The sequence below is a fragment of the Streptomyces sp. NPDC110618 genome (assembly GCF_055657065.1).
On record NZ_JBVKBN010000027.1, the window covers coordinates 1 to 13,538 of the forward strand.

The 13,538-nt window shown below is 71.5% G+C and carries 14 protein-coding genes; 5 read left to right on the top strand and 9 right to left on the bottom strand.

Annotated features, from left to right (window positions below; translation table 11 throughout):
- Positions 1–272: 272 nt before the first annotated feature.
- Complete coding sequence (locus tag ACZ7L7_RS32840) at positions 273–1,319, top strand: helix-turn-helix transcriptional regulator (RefSeq protein WP_471431015.1); 1,047 nt, start codon at positions 273–275, stop codon at positions 1,317–1,319.
- On the opposite strand, the gene ACZ7L7_RS32845 is transcribed toward ACZ7L7_RS32840, so the two are convergent.
- The 3 genes from ACZ7L7_RS32845 to ACZ7L7_RS32855 are packed head-to-tail and all read right to left on the bottom strand — an operon-like array spanning position 1,279 to position 4,264.
- A complete protein-coding gene (locus ACZ7L7_RS32845; protein ID WP_471431016.1) occupies positions 1,279–2,268 on the bottom strand; it encodes a helix-turn-helix transcriptional regulator in 990 nt (329 codons plus the stop codon). The genes ACZ7L7_RS32840 and ACZ7L7_RS32845 overlap by 41 nt on opposite strands.
- Entirely contained in the window at positions 2,265–3,257 is a 993-nt protein-coding gene (locus ACZ7L7_RS32850) for a helix-turn-helix transcriptional regulator (protein WP_471431018.1), read from the bottom strand. The genes ACZ7L7_RS32845 and ACZ7L7_RS32850 overlap by 4 nt, the downstream gene beginning before the upstream one ends.
- Positions 3,254–4,264: a helix-turn-helix domain-containing protein gene (locus ACZ7L7_RS32855; RefSeq protein WP_093722002.1), complete on the bottom strand. Its 1,011-nt coding sequence runs from the start codon at positions 4,262–4,264 to the stop codon at positions 3,254–3,256. The genes ACZ7L7_RS32850 and ACZ7L7_RS32855 overlap by 4 nt, the downstream gene beginning before the upstream one ends.
- Before the next feature lie 130 nt (positions 4,265–4,394).
- On the opposite strand from ACZ7L7_RS32855, the gene ACZ7L7_RS32860 reads away from it, so the two are divergent.
- Both ACZ7L7_RS32860 and ACZ7L7_RS32865 read left to right on the top strand, forming a co-directional pair.
- On the top strand, positions 4,395–4,658 hold the full coding sequence (locus tag ACZ7L7_RS32860) for a hypothetical protein (RefSeq protein WP_471431020.1): 264 nt from the start codon (positions 4,395–4,397) through the stop codon (positions 4,656–4,658).
- Entirely contained in the window at positions 4,655–4,993 is a 339-nt protein-coding gene (locus tag ACZ7L7_RS32865) for a Rieske (2Fe-2S) protein (protein WP_093722003.1), read from the top strand. Before ACZ7L7_RS32860 ends, ACZ7L7_RS32865 begins: the two co-directional genes overlap by 4 nt.
- Positions 4,994–5,143: 150 nt before the next feature.
- Here the strand turns inward: ACZ7L7_RS32865 and ACZ7L7_RS32870 are convergent, their stop codons facing one another.
- Positions 5,144–5,554, bottom strand: a complete 411-nt coding sequence (locus tag ACZ7L7_RS32870; protein WP_471592701.1) for a pyridoxamine 5'-phosphate oxidase family protein — start codon at positions 5,552–5,554, stop codon at positions 5,144–5,146.
- Between the two features lie 120 nt (positions 5,555–5,674).
- Between ACZ7L7_RS32870 and clpB the strand changes: the two genes are divergently transcribed.
- The gene (gene clpB, locus ACZ7L7_RS32875; protein ID WP_472077807.1) at positions 5,675–8,272 is read left to right on the top strand and encodes an ATP-dependent chaperone ClpB; all 2,598 of its coding nucleotides are present in this window, start codon (positions 5,675–5,677) and stop codon (positions 8,270–8,272) included.
- 15 nt (positions 8,273–8,287) lie between these two features.
- Here clpB and ACZ7L7_RS32880 read toward each other — a convergent pair whose 3' ends face one another.
- The gene (locus tag ACZ7L7_RS32880) at positions 8,288–8,722 is read right to left on the bottom strand and encodes a hypothetical protein (protein WP_472077808.1); all 435 of its coding nucleotides are present in this window, start codon (positions 8,720–8,722) and stop codon (positions 8,288–8,290) included.
- Positions 8,723–8,892: 170 nt separating this feature from the next.
- Between ACZ7L7_RS32880 and ACZ7L7_RS32885 the strand changes: the two genes are divergently transcribed.
- Positions 8,893–9,423, top strand: coding sequence for a YbjN domain-containing protein (locus tag ACZ7L7_RS32885; RefSeq protein WP_472077809.1), 531 nt, complete (start codon positions 8,893–8,895; stop codon positions 9,421–9,423).
- 48 nt (positions 9,424–9,471) lie between these two features.
- Here the strand turns inward: ACZ7L7_RS32885 and ACZ7L7_RS32890 are convergent, their stop codons facing one another.
- The 4 genes from ACZ7L7_RS32890 to ACZ7L7_RS32905 are packed head-to-tail and all read right to left on the bottom strand — an operon-like array spanning position 9,472 to position 13,181.
- On the bottom strand, positions 9,472–10,761 hold the full coding sequence (locus ACZ7L7_RS32890; protein WP_472077810.1) for a cation:proton antiporter: 1,290 nt from the start codon (positions 10,759–10,761) through the stop codon (positions 9,472–9,474).
- Positions 10,762–10,787: 26 nt separating this feature from the next.
- Entirely contained in the window at positions 10,788–10,973 is a 186-nt protein-coding gene (locus ACZ7L7_RS32895) for a hypothetical protein (RefSeq protein ID WP_250747840.1), read from the bottom strand.
- Between the two features lie 49 nt (positions 10,974–11,022).
- Positions 11,023–11,850, bottom strand: a complete 828-nt coding sequence (locus tag ACZ7L7_RS32900; RefSeq protein WP_261719004.1) for a class I SAM-dependent methyltransferase — start codon at positions 11,848–11,850, stop codon at positions 11,023–11,025.
- Positions 11,847–13,181, bottom strand: a complete 1,335-nt coding sequence (locus tag ACZ7L7_RS32905) for a cytochrome P450 (protein WP_285514320.1) — start codon at positions 13,179–13,181, stop codon at positions 11,847–11,849. The genes ACZ7L7_RS32900 and ACZ7L7_RS32905 overlap by 4 nt, the downstream gene beginning before the upstream one ends.
- Positions 13,182–13,538: the final 357 nt, after the last annotated feature.

The window sequence follows — 13,538 nt, forward strand, 5'->3', positions numbered from 1 at the left end:
TCCGCATCCACCCCATACGACAACGACGGCCTTCAAGACCACAACCGGGTCTTGAAGGCCGACGTCACGCAGGGCCCGAATAAACCAACAGCGTCCCGTTTCGGACCGGGCCCCTTCGGCATGTCCGGAATGCATGATCACGTGTCCGGAGCCAAAGGCTGACATAACGGCCGAAGTTGGGGCGCCGACGTCCCTGAGGCGTGTTGCGGAGCACGCTTCGTCCGCGCATAGTTGCGCTGCGGAACACGCGGAAACCGGGGGTGGGATGGGCGATGGCCGGGCACGGGATGGACGAGCACCCACACGGTGCTGACCGACTGTGCGAGGTCGGGGACCGGGTGTACTCCCGCGCCGTGCGGCGCGGCCGGGTGCCCCGCGCGGACGCGGAAGAGGTGCCCTGTCTGGTGGAGCTGGCCCTGCTCCACCCGGACCCGGACGACATGGCCTGGCTGCTGCCGACCTCCCCGCAGGAGGTGATGACCCGGCTGCTGCGCGGGGTGTACGACGAGGTCAGCGCCAGCCAGCGGCGGATGGGCTCGGCGGTGGCCGCCTTCGAGTGGTACGCCGGACTCGGCCCGCTGCCGCAGAAGCCCGCCGGCGAGGGCAGCGCCATCCGGGTCCTGGACGGGCTCTCCCGGATCCAGGCCGCGATGGACGCGGCCACCGAGGCCTGCACCACCGAGGTGCTCACCGTGCAGCCGGGCGGCATCCGCCCCGAGCACGAGCTGACCGAGGGCCTGCACCGGGCGATGGCGCTGCGCGCCCGCGGGGTGCGGATGCGGGACCTGTACACCCATGTCGCCCGGCACGGGCAGGGGCTGCTCACCTACCTGGAGCTGATGGGCGACGCGGTGGAGGCCCGCACCCTGGAGGAGGTCATCGACCGGCTCATCCTCTTCGACCGCACGGTCGCCTTCATCCCCGCCAACGCCGACCGCACCCTCGCCCTGGAACTGCGCCACCCGGCGCTCGTGCAGTACCTGGTGACGGTCTTCGAGCGGCTGTGGCGGCTGGCGATCCCGCTCACCGCTCCGCTGCCGGACACCGGCATCGAGGGCATCTCCTACCGCGAGCGCTCCATCGCCGCGCTGCTCGCCGAGGGCCACCAGGACGCGGTCATCGCCGAGCGCCTGGGCATCAGCGTGCGCACCTGCCGGGCCCATATCGCCCGGCTCTCCGAGACGCTCGGCGCGGCCAGCCGCACCCAGCTGGGCGTGCGGATCGCCCAGGTGGGCCTGGTCGGGCCCGCGCAGGCCGCGGACGGGGTGCCCGCGCCCGCTATGAGCCTGCCCGACCGAGGATCCCGGACCGGGCGATGAGATAGCCGAGCTGGGCCCGGCTGTCGCTGCCCAGCGTCGCCGCCAGCTTGGCGATGTGCACACGGGCGGTGCGCACGTTCATGCCGAGCCGGTTCGCGATGACCTCGTCCGTGTGGCCCTCCACGAGCAGCGCCGCGATGGCCCGCTGGCGGGGCGTGATGCCGTCGAGGACGGGCTGCTGGACGGCCTCCGGGTACATGGGCGTGGCCAGCCGCCACAGGCGGTCGAAGACGGTCGCGAGGAAGGCGACGATCGCGGGGTGGCGGATCTCCAGGGCGAGGGTGCGGTTTGCGTTCGCCGGGACGAAGGCGACCGTGCGGTCCAGGACGATGAGACGTTCCGTCACCTCGTCCAGGGTGCGCGCCTGCACGTCCCCGCGCAGCCGCTCGTAGCGGGCGGTGACGGTGGGCGCGTGGCGCAGGGTGTGCTGGTAGAGGGTGCGGATCCGGCCGCCGCGGTCCAGCAGGGCCTGGTCGCGGGCCATGGCCTCGGCGTGCGCGCTGGGCGGCGACTGGGTGTGCGTGACGTGCGGCTGTACGGCGAGCAGCTCCAGGGCTCCGGCCGCCATCGCCGCGTCGATGGTCCCGGCGATCCGGTCCAGGCCGCTCAGGACGGTCACCGAGGGCAGGTCGGAGGCACGCCCCGGCGGGCCGTCGATGCGCATCAGCGGCTCGAACAGCGCGGTCAGCCGCTCCTCCCGGCGGCGCTCCTCCGCGACCCGCTCCTCGGCCGTACGCAGCATCTGGTGCAGGGCCACCGCCGGGGACAGCGGCTCCAGGCGGCCGGGGGCCGTCATGCCCGGGTAGAGCAGTTCCAGTTCGGTCAGGCAGGGGACGCCCGCCGCGTCGTCGGCCCCGATGTGGCCCTCGCGCAGGGCCCGTTCGTACAGCTCGGCCGCCGCGTCGCACAGGTCCTCCACACCGTGCTCGGGGTGCGGCGCCGCGGTCATGGGGCCCCTCCTTGCTGGTCGAGGATGCCCGACGTCGCGATGAGGTAGCCGAGCTGGGCCCGGCTGTCGCTGCCGAGGGCGGAGGCGAGCTTGGCGATGTGGACGCGGGCGGTACGGACGTTCATGCCGAGGCGGTCGGCGACGACGGTGTCGGTGTGCCCCTCGACGAGGAGGCGGGCGATGGCCCGCTGCCGGGGCGTGATGCCGTCCGGGGGACGCTGCGCGGCCCTCTCGGGGTACAGCGGGGTGGCCAGCCGCCACAGGCGGTCGAAGGCGGTGGCGAGGAACTCCACGAGGGCCGGCTGGCGGATCTCCAGGGCGAGCGAGCGGTGGGCGTTCGCGGGGATGAAGGCCACCGCACGGTCCATGATCAGCAGACGGTCGGTGACCTCGTCGAGGGTGCGGGCCTCCGCGTCGCCCTTGAGCTGCTCGTAGCGGGCCCGGACGGAGGGCGAGTGGCGCAGCGTGTGCTGGTAGATGGTGCGGATGCGGCCGCCGCGGTCGAGGAACTCCTGGTCGCGGGTGAGGGCGTCGGCCCGGGAGTCGGGCGCGGCCTGGGTGTGGCTGATGTGCGGCTGGATGGCGAGCAGTTCGCCGGAGCTGTCGGCCATTATCGCGGTGATGGTCTGCCGGATGCGGTCGAGCCCGCTGTGCACGCTGATGGTGGGGGTGCCCTGCGCTCCGGTGCGTCTGCTGTCGATGCGGATCAGCGGCGCGAAGACCTCCACCAGCCGGGCCTCGGCCCGCCGTTGCCGGGCGACGTCCTCGGCGATGGTGTGCAGCAGGCGGGGCAGGGCCAGCACGGGCGCGACCGGGCATAACCAGCGGGTGTCGTCGAGGTCGGGGTGGAGCAGCCCGGCCCGCAGGAGGCAGGGCAGGTCCGCCGCCTCGCCCGCCGGGACCCGGCCCTCGCGCAGCGCACGGCTGTACAGGGCCACCCCCGCGGCGCAGATGTCCTCGTCCGTGGCGTGCCGGTGCTGCACGGTCACAGGTGGCTGTCCTGTCCAGGCACGGTGCGGTCCTGGTCGAGGATGCCCGACTGGGCTATGAGATAGCCGAGCTGGGCGCGGCTGCCGCTGCCGAGGGCGGTGGCGAGCTTGGCTATGTGGGCGCGGCAGGTGCGTACGTTCATCCCCAGGCGGCGGGCGATGGCCTCGTCGACGTGGCCCTCGACGAGCAGCTTGGCGATGGAGTGCTGGATCTCGGTGATGCCGTCGGTGTCGGTCTCGTACGGGGCGCCGGTGCTCAGCGGGACGGCGCGGCCCCACATGAACTCGAAGACCTTGATGAGGTAGCGGACGAGTCCGGGGTGGCGCAGTTCGAGGGCGACCTCGCCGTCGGAGCGGGTGGGGATGAAGGCGACGGTCTCGTCGCAGATGATCAGCCGCTCGACGAGTTCGTCGATGGTGCGGTACTCCACCTTGCCGTCGGTGAACTGGGAGACGTACGCGAGGGTCTCGGGGCTGTAGCGGGCGGGGTGCTGGTAGAGGGTGCGGATGCGGCAGCCGCGCTCGATCAGCGGGCGGTCGCGCTCCAGGGCCTGGTTCAGGGTGTGCTCGGGGCGGCGGCGCATCGGCTGGACCGTGAGCATCTCGGTGGTGCACTGGGCGGTGGCCAAGTCGAGGGCGGCGTTGATCCGCTCGATGCCCTCCAGCACGGTGATGGAGTGGGTGGTGGCCGGTGCCTGTGCGCTGAGCGTCATAAACGGCTCGAATGCTTCGGCGAGTTCGATGGACAGCCGGCGCTGTGCGCTGATCTCGCGCTCGATCGGGTTCATCCGCTGCGCCAGCGCGACCGACGGGGGGACCGGTCGCAGCCAGTTCGCGTCATCGGGGTCGGGATGAAGGAGGGCGAACTCCATCAGACAGGGCGCGGGTTCGACGTCCGCGCGGGTGATCCGTCCCGTCCGGAGTGCGTTGCCGTAGAGACGACGGCCTTCGTCGCAAAGCTCCGTCAGCGCGTGAGGATGTGTCCCCTTAGTCTCATTCGTGGCCAATTCTCCACCCCCCAGGGTCCTGAACGTGCAGGAACATGATGCACCGATCGTGTGGCCATGACGTGCCGGAATGGGCCATCGTCTTAATCGACGGGGGAGAGGTGACCTTCAGATGAGGACGAAGCCGACTATGCATAAGAAGATGCTTCGCTCGGCGCTTGCCGCCGCCTTCTCCGCCGTTGTGGCTGTTGGAGTGCTGGGTGGCCTGGCCGGGGCGAAGGGCGATGCCCGGGCGGACAGCAGCTGGCGTACCGCGACAGTGACCGTCGCCGGGGACAGTAGCTGGGTCGTCGCGGCCTCCGAGGCGCCGGGTGACAGCTCGTGGAGCTCCTCCAAGGTGCCCGGCGACAGCTCCTGGAGCACGGACGACAGCAGCTGGAGTGCTCCGGCATGACCACCCCACCCGACGACCGAACCTTCCGTCGCGAAATGGCCACCGCCTACCGCTCCGGATGGCACTTCATCGATCTTGTCACCGCGATCCCCCACCCCGGTGACTCGTTGATGGTGACCGTCTTCGGAGAACCGGTCGTCGTCACCCGGGACGAGGACGAGGACGTGCGGGCCTACCGGTGCCTGCGCCGGCCCCGGGGCGCGCCGCAGCCCGTGCGATGCGCCATCCGCTACGGAATGATCTTTGTGAACCTGGACCAGCGGGACCACCAGCAAGTGGTGGACCCGGGGGTCCCGGCACCCCGGACCATCTCAGCCACCCCCCGCAGTGCCTGACGCGATTCCCCCGTCGTAAAAGATCGCTCAGGTGCTTCCCCCCGCAGCGGCGTCACCGTGACCTGAACACGGTGACGCCGCTGTGTTTTGCGGGACATTTCCGGTTATCAACCAACATCCGCGGTGGCCGGAAGTCGACGGGCGGGCGGCTCAGCCGCGTCCCATGGCCCGCTCCAGCTCGATCTCGATCACCACGCGGTCCGGATTGGGGGCGGGCATGCGCTCGTAGCGCTCGGCGTAGCGCTGTACGGCGTCCGCGACCCGTTCCGGCTCGGTGCGCACCCGCGCCCGCCCCTCCAGCGTCGCCCACCGCCCGCCGTCCACCTGGCACACCGCGACCCGTGCCCCGTCCGGCCCGGCGGCCAGGACATGGGCCACCTTCCTGCTGTTCTTGTTCGTGATCACCCGGGCCAGCCGTGCCCCGGGGTCGTAGGTCACACCCACCGGCACCACATGGGGGCTGCCGTCCGGTCGCAGCGTCGTCAGCGTGCACAGGTGCCGTTCCCGCCAGAAGCTGAGGAACGGGGTGTCGGGCGCGCCCGGGTCCACGGAGTGAGTCATGGTGCCGGAACTTAGTCCGCGGAAGCCTCCCGGGACATACTTGAGTGGAATAGACTCAACTTTGTGTACGTTGGATGAGTCAGCGTGGACAGGGCTGTCGAACAGGAGGAGAGCGCACACGTGGACGCAGAGCTGACCAACAGGAGCCGGGAAGCGATCAACGCGGCCGGTAACCGGGCGCTGACCGAGGGGCACCCGGACCTCACGCCGGCCCATCTGCTGCTGGCTCTGCTCCAGGGCCAGGACAACGAGAACATCACCGACCTGCTCGCCGCCGTCGAGGCCGACCAGGCCGCCGTGCGTTCCGGCGCCGAGAAGGTGCTCGCCGGGCTGCCCAGCGTGACCGGGTCCACCGTCGCCCCGCCGCAGCCCAACCGGGAACTGCTCGCCGTGATCGCCGACGCGCAGGCCAGGGCCAAGGACCTCGGTGACGAGTACCTGTCCACCGAGCACCTGCTCATCGGTATCGCCGCCAAGGGCGGCCAGGCCGGGGACGTACTCTCCCGGCAGGGGGCCACCGCGGAGAAGCTGCTGGAGGCGTTCAGGAAGGCAAGGGGAGGACGCCGGGTGACCACCGCCGATCCGGAGGGCCAGTACAAGGCCCTGGAGAAGTTCGGTACCGATCTGACGGCCGCCGCGCGCGAGGGCCGGCTCGACCCGGTCATCGGCCGGGACCAGGAGATCCGCCGGGTCGTGCAGGTGCTGTCGCGCCGTACGAAGAACAACCCCGTGCTCATCGGCGAGCCCGGCGTCGGCAAGACGGCCGTCGTGGAGGGGCTCGCCCAGCGGATCGTGAAGGGGGACGTGCCCGAGTCGCTGAAGGACAAGCGGCTGGTCGCGCTGGACCTCGGCGCGATGGTCGCGGGCGCCAAGTACCGCGGTGAGTTCGAGGAGCGGCTGAAGACCGTGCTCGCGGAGATCAAGGACTCCGACGGGCAGATCATCACCTTCATCGACGAGCTGCACACCGTCGTCGGCGCCGGTGCGGGCGGCGACTCCGCCATGGACGCCGGGAACATGCTCAAGCCCATGCTCGCCCGCGGTGAGCTGCGCATGGTCGGCGCCACCACGCTCGACGAGTACCGCGAGCGGATCGAGAAGGACCCGGCGCTGGAGCGGCGCTTCCAGCAGGTGCTGGTCGCCGAGCCGACCGTCGAGGACACCATCGCGATCCTGCGCGGGCTCAAGGGCCGCTACGAGGCCCACCACAAGGTGCAGATCGCCGACAGCGCGCTGGTCGCCGCGGCCACCCTCTCCGACCGGTACATCACCTCCCGCTTCCTGCCCGACAAGGCCATCGACCTGGTCGACGAGGCTGCCTCCCGGCTCCGTATGGAGATCGACTCCTCGCCCGTGGAGATCGACGAACTCCAGCGCGCCGTCGACCGGTTGCGCATGGAGGAGCTGGCGCTGAGCAAGGAGACCGACCCGGCCTCCCAGGAGCGCCTGGAGCGGCTGCGCCGCGACCTCGCCGACAAGGAGGAGGAGCTGCGGGGGCTCACCGCACGCTGGGAGAAGGAGAAGCAGTCCCTCAACCGGGTCGGTGAACTCAAGGAGAAGCTCGACGAGTTGCGCGGCCAGGCCGAACGGGCCCAGCGCGACGGCGACTTCGACACCGCCTCCAAGCTGCTGTACGGCGAGATCCCCTCCCTGGAGCGGGACCTGGCCGCCGCCTCGCAGGCCGAGGAGGAGGCCGCCAAGGACACCATGGTCAAGGAGGAGGTCGGCGCCGACGACATCGCCGACACCGTGGCCGCCTGGACCGGCATCCCCGCCGGGCGCCTGATGGAGGGCGAGACGCAGAAGCTGCTGCGCATGGAGGAGGAACTGGGCAAGCGCCTGATCGGCCAGTCGGAGGCCGTGCAGGCCGTCTCCGACGCGGTACGGCGCACCCGCGCCGGCATCGCCGACCCGGACCGGCCCACCGGTTCCTTCCTCTTCCTCGGCCCGACCGGCGTCGGCAAGACCGAACTGGCCAAGGCGCTCGCCGACTTCCTCTTCGACGACGAGCGGGCCATGGTCCGCATCGACATGTCCGAGTACGGCGAGAAGCACAGCGTGGCCCGCCTGGTCGGCGCCCCGCCCGGCTACATCGGCTACGAGGAGGGCGGCCAGCTGACCGAGGCGGTACGCCGTCGCCCGTACTCCGTCGTCCTGCTGGACGAGGTGGAGAAGGCGCACCCGGAGGTCTTCGACATCCTGCTCCAGGTGCTGGACGACGGACGGCTCACCGACGGACAGGGTCGCACGGTCGACTTCCGCAACACCATCCTGGTGCTCACCTCCAACCTGGGCAGCCAGTTCCTGGTGGACCCGATCAGCAGCGAGGAGGAGAAGAAGGAGCAGGTGCTGGAGGTCGTCCGCGCGTCCTTCAAGCCGGAGTTCCTCAACCGCCTGGACGACCTGGTGGTCTTCTCCGCGCTCACCAAGGACGAGCTGTCCCGGATCGCCCGCCTGCAGATCGACCGCCTGGCCAAGCGGCTCGCCGAGCGCCGCCTCACCCTGGAGGTCACCGACGCGGCCCTGGCCTGGCTCGCCGACGAGGGCAACGATCCGGCCTACGGCGCCCGCCCGCTGCGCCGCCTGGTCCAGACGGCCATCGGCGACCGGCTCGCCAAGGAGATCCTGGCGGGCGAGATCAAGGACGGGGACACGGTCCGGGTCGACACCTTCGGCGACGGGCTGCTCGTGGGGCCGACGACCGGGAAGACGCTGTAACGCGGCCGGGCGCCGTCAGTCGGTGGAGGCGAGGAAGCTGACCTGCGCGGTCTCGGAGTCCTTGTACTTCACCTCCACGGTGACGGTGCCCGCGCCGGCGTCGGGGTGGCCGTCGGGGTGTTCCGCGGTTAGGCACAGGTCCGCGTCCAGGGACCCGCAGGGCCCCGGCTCGGGGACGGAGGCGTAGGACGAGAGCAGCCAGTCGGTCACCTCGGCGCGGGGCATGCGGAAGCGGGCGACGTAGCGCAGCTCCTGGAACCCCTGCTCCGTGCAGGGGCCGACCTCCTCGGCGCCCTCGGGCAGCTCGGCGCCGCCGAAGTGCAGCACGTCGGCGCAGGGGACGTTCTGCCCCGCGTATCCGTCGTGGTCGGCCTGGAACAGTACGTAGAACACGATCAGCGCGATGAGCCCGCCGATGGCCAGGACCGGCAGTGCCAGGATCCCGGCCACGATCCCCCATCTGGTCCGTCCGGGCGCCGTTTTTGCTGTCCTGTACATGTCCCCCGCTCTCCGTACCGGCCAGATCTTGTCAGCCGAAGGCTGACAGGCCCCGTCCGGGCTTGCCACCCCCCTCCCCGCATGGGGGAGGATGGCGGAATCCGTACGAAGGGAAAAACACGGTGAGCATCGACCCGTCCTCGATTCCGAACTTCGGGGGCCAGCCCGAGCCGCAGCCCCAAGGACCGGCGGGCCCCGTCGTCCCGGATCAGGACCTCGTGAAGCAGCTCCTCGACCAGATGGAGCTCAAGTACGTCATCGACGACGAGGGTGACCTCGCGGCGCCGTGGGAGCAGTTCCGCACCTACTTCATGTTCCGTGGAGAGGGAGAGCAGCAGGTCTTCTCGGTGCGGACCTTCTACGACCGCCCGCACAAGATCGACGAGAAGCCGCAGCTGCTGGAGTCCATCGACGACTGGAACCGGCGCACCCTGTGGCCCAAGCTCTACACCCACACCCACGACGACGGCACCGTCCGCCTGATCGGCGAGGCGCAGATGCTGATCGGCACCGGCGTCAGCCTGGAGCACTTCGTGTCCTCCACGGTCAGCTGGGTGCGCGCCGCCATCGAGTTCGACAAGTGGCTGGTCGAGCAGCTGGGCCTGGAGCAGGAGATCAACGACGCCGACAAGCCCGAGGGCGACGAGGAGTAACCGGCACGCCCCGCGCAAGCCCACGAGAGCCCGTCCGGGCACCGGCCGTCAGCGCCGGGTGCCGGGGCGGGCTCTCGCCGTGCCGCGGGCCCCGCGGGGCGCGGGGGCGGGGTCCGGACGCGTGCCCGTCCGGGCCAGCAGCGGTGCCGTCATCGCGGTGGTGAGCAGCGCCACCGCCGTGAGCAGGGCCAGCAGGGTGGAGTCGATCAGCCCGGCCTCGTGGCCGATCTCAAGGACGACCAGCTCGGTCAGGCCCCGCGTGTTCAGCAGGATGCCGACGGCCCAGGACTCCCGGCGCGGCAGACCGGTCAGCCGTGCCGCCAGAGCGGGACCGCCGGTCTTCGTCAGCACCGCCGCGGCCAGCAGCAGGCCCAGGACCGCGCAGGTGCCCCCGGTCGGCCGCAGCGCGCCCAGGTCGACGCCCAGCCCGAAGCCCAGGAAGAAGAAGGGCAGCAGGACGGTTCTGGCTGTGGAGGTCAGGGCCGTGGCGGCGTGGGCGCCGGGGCCCCGGCCGGGCGGCCAGACCAGGCCGACCAGGAAGGCACCGATGAGCTGGTGCATGCCGACGGCCGCGGTCAGCGCCGCCGAGCAGCCGATCGCCACCACCAGGGCGGTGCCGGCCGCGCCCGGCTCGGCCCGCTCCGTCCAGCGGGCGAGCGGGCCCGCGGCGAGACGGCGTACCGGCCCCAGGAACACGGCGACGACGGTGACCGCCGCCAGCGTGCGCACCAGGGCCTGGCCGAGGCCGGAGCCCTGTGAGAAGGCCAGGATCGCCGCGAGCGCCAGCCAGCTGCCCGCGTCACCCACCGCCGCCGCGTACAGGCTCAGCCGCCCGGGGCGGGTACGGGTCAGACCCAGGTCCTCCAGCATGCGGGCCAGCACCGGGAACGCGGTGATGCTGAGCGCGCAGCCGACGAACAGCGCGAAGGCGGCCCGGGACACCCCGTCGGGCGCGTACGTGCCGTGCAGCGGCAGCGCCACCAGGACGCCCGCCGCGAACGGCACCAGGAGTGACGCCTGGCTGATCGCCAGGGCCTGCCGGCCGCTGCCCCGCAGCCGCGCGGTGGACAGCTCCTGACCGGCCGCGAACATGAACAAGGCCAGACCCAGTTGCGCCAGGCCAAAGAGCATGGGCAGCGCCTCCGGCGGGAACAGCAGGGCCGCGGACCGCGGGCTCACCGCGCCCAGGAGCGAGGGTCCCAGGGCGATGCCGGCCACCACCTCGCCCATGACCCGCGGCTGGCCCGCCCGTGCCATGAGGGCTCCCGCGCCCCGTGACACGGCGAGGACGACGGCGGCGGCGAGGAAGAAGTGGCCCACCGCGTCCAAGGAGAACATCACGCCGTCCCGTCCGGGGGTCGCAGTCAGTGCCGGGGGCGGCGGCTCAGGGCCATACCGGCGAACAGGAACACGACGCCGATGACGCCGGAGACGACGGCGGTGGTGGTCTCGGCGGGCTTCTGGCTGGCGTTGAGCACCGCGGTGACCACGCCCATCACGGCGCTGATGTAGCAGAAGATCGTCAGGAAGATGCGCAGGTTGGGGTTCATGGCGGGCTTGGTCCAATCCGTGGAGTTGCGTGAGCGGTCGTGCCGGGGGTCAGGTCGTGGGTGCGATGCCGGTGGCCGTCAGGCCGAGCAGCATCACGTAGGCGTCGGGGTCCTTGCGGAAGCGGTTCCAGCGGTCCGCGGCCAGCGCGAACTCGGCGAGGGTCAGCGCCCCGGAGGCCACCAGCGGCTGCAGACGGCCGGGGCCCAGGTGCGGGGCGAAGTCCTCGGTGGGCCGGTCGTCGTTGGTGGTCGCGAACGGACGCAGCGCCACCTCGGCGTACCCGGCCGAGCGCAGCAGCCGGGTCAGCCGCCGCCCGATCGTGCGGTCGCCGCCCGCCGACGCCTGGGCCTGCGTCAGCTTGGCGTGCACGGAGGCGAGTTCGGGGAAGACCGGGTCGGCCAGCCCCCAGCAGGAGGCGTCCACCTCCGTGACCACGATGCGGCCGCCGGGACGCAGTACGCGCAGCGCCTCCCTGAGCATCGGGAGCGGGTCGGCGAGGTGCTGCAGTACGTACCGCAGCAGCACACAGCCCGCGAAGCCGTCGGGGAGCGGCAGATCGGCGCCGTCCGCGACGACCAGGTCGGCGCCGCACCCCTCGGCGTGCGCGAGGAGGTCGCCGTCGACGTCGACGGCGGTCACCGGCAGGCCGGGCAGCGCCGCGCGCAGCCGCCGGGTGACCGCCCCGGACCCGGCGCCGATCTCGACCAGGGGGCCGCAGGACTCGTCGACGCCCGACTCGCGCAGGACCCGCAGCTCCTCGTCGAAGGAGAGCGCGGCCTGCGCCTCCAGCCGGGCCAGTTCACCGGCCAGGCCGCCGGAGGTGGTGGCCGCGGGATCGTAGGAACCGGCGGCGGGACGGGCGGGAGTGGTGGTCATCGGGGCCTCGCAGTCATTCGCATGCCGTACTTGGGTCGCAGGGTCACCAGGGCCTCCGGCTCCACCCGGAAGCCCGGCTCCACTTCCAGCCGGGCCGAGCGCATCAGGACGGCCAGCACCAACGTGGCCTCGACCAGGGCGAGATGGCGTCCGATGCAGGTGCGCTCCCCGCCGCCGAAGGGCAGGTACAGATGGCTCGGCAGGGCGGAGGTGTCGGCGAACCGGTCGGGTACGTACGCATCGGGCCGCTCCCAGTGGTCCGGGTGGCGGTGCAGCACCCACTGGCTGACGCAGACGAGGGCGCCGGCCGGGATGCCGTACCCCTCGACGGTGTCCGGGCCGACCGCGCGGCGGGAGATCAGCCAGACCGGCGGGTACAGCCGCATCGCCTCCTCCACGGCCCGCCGGCAGTGCTCCAGGGCGGGCAGGTCGGCGGCGGTGGGGGTGCGGTCGCCGAGCACCCGGTCGACCTCGGCGCGGACCCGGTCGGCCTCCTCGGGGTGCCGGTCCAGCAGGTACAGCGTCCAGGTCAGCGCCTTGGCGGTGGTCTCGTGGCCCGCCATCACCAGCGTCAGCACCTGGTCGCGCAGGGCGTCGTCGTCGAGCTGCCCGATCATCGCGTCCAGCAGCGAGGGGTCGGACGCCCCGGCTCCGGCCGCGCGGCGCGAGGCGATCACCGTACGGGCGATCAACTGCAGGAAGGCGCGGGCCTGTACGTATCCGCGGCGGCGCAGCGCCGTGTCCTCGGGGTCCGGGTCGGGGTCGGGTACGTAGTGGCCCATGAAGCGGTTGGCCGCGTCCACGGCGCGGCCGAAGCCCTCGCCCGCCGTGCCCAGGTCCACGCCGAGCACGGCCCGGGTGAGGATCGCCAGGGTCAGCGAGGTGAGGTGGTGCTCGACGGGCAGGACGGCGCCGTCGCGCATGGCGGGCCGCCAGCGCCGGACGAGGGCCTCGGTCTCCTCGGTGATGATCCCGTCGAAGGTGGTGACGGCGGTGCGGCGGAAGGCGGGTGCGCACAGCTTGCGCTGGCGGGCCCACTCCTCGCCGTTGCTGGTGAGCAGACCGTTGCCGAGCAGCGGGCGCAGCATCGCGTCGTCGGGGGTGTTGGCCTTGGTGTAGTTGGCGACGTTGTCCTTCAGTACGTGCCGTACGAGATCGGGGCGGTGGAGCATGAACACCCGCTCGCCGTCGCCGAGATGGCTGGTGATGTCGCCGTACTCGCGGTGCATGCGGGTCACGAACTCCAGCGGGTCGGCCCGCATGCGCGTCATGTCCACGGGTTTCTCGGGCCCCGGCGGGACAGTGCCCGCGGTGGCGGTGCTGGGTTTCACGTGAACCTCCGTGGATGGTGGGCCCGGGATACGTAGGCCCCCTTACGTATTGCGGTTCCGCAGTACGTATCGGCGTGAGTAATTCCGTAATCGCCGGGCGAATTCCCGCTGTCCCGCTCCGCCCGCCTTCCGGACGGGGCGCGGCATGAGAGTATGCGTTTCACCTGGTGGCGCCGACCGCTTCGGTGACACGGCCGGTCGGGGCCACAGTAACTCCCGTACCGGACAGGCTCAATGCTTACCCGGAACGGCGCGATACTCACGTTTCGGCGGCCGAAGTACTCACATTTCCAGGAGGGTTGGATTACGTCTCTTTGCGTCTTGGCGGGGTGATTCGGAGCGTGTGAATCTTTTCTC